This window comes from Wenzhouxiangella sp. YN9 (assembly GCF_056324165.1).
Genome location: NZ_JBJNIP010000033.1, coordinates 1 through 335 on the forward strand (window position 1 = coordinate 1; position 335 = coordinate 335).

The 335-nt window shown below is 78.5% G+C and carries 1 protein-coding gene; it reads right to left on the reverse strand.

Annotation, left to right across the window (positions count from 1 at the left end):
* Positions 1–82 precede the first annotated feature (82 nt).
* A partial coding sequence (locus ACEWQ0_RS00185) for a hypothetical protein (RefSeq protein ID WP_476484133.1) occupies positions 83–335 on the reverse strand: 253 nt, incomplete at its 5' end.

Genomic DNA, 335 nt, shown 5'->3' on the forward strand with positions numbered 1-335 from the left:
CCGGGTCTGCACCCCGTCGACGGGGCGGGGGTGATCGGCCGCGTCAACCCCCTGGGGGCGCCGGCGGGTCTTGGGGGGCGGCTCAAGGCCCCAGGCGACCCCGCGCGTCCACCCACGTGGGCGCCCCCGGCCGCGGCGGCCCCCTGCGGTGACGCGCGGGGTCGTCAGGGGGCATGATCCTGCCCCCAATCGCCGCCGGCCGACCCCCGGGGTTGGCGCCGGCGCTCACGACCGCGCCGTCGACGGGGTGCAGACCCGGCATGTGCGGCCGCTGGGGGCCGGCGCGGCTGACGTGCTCGTCGCCGCCGCGGTCGTGTTCATAACCCCCGAAAATA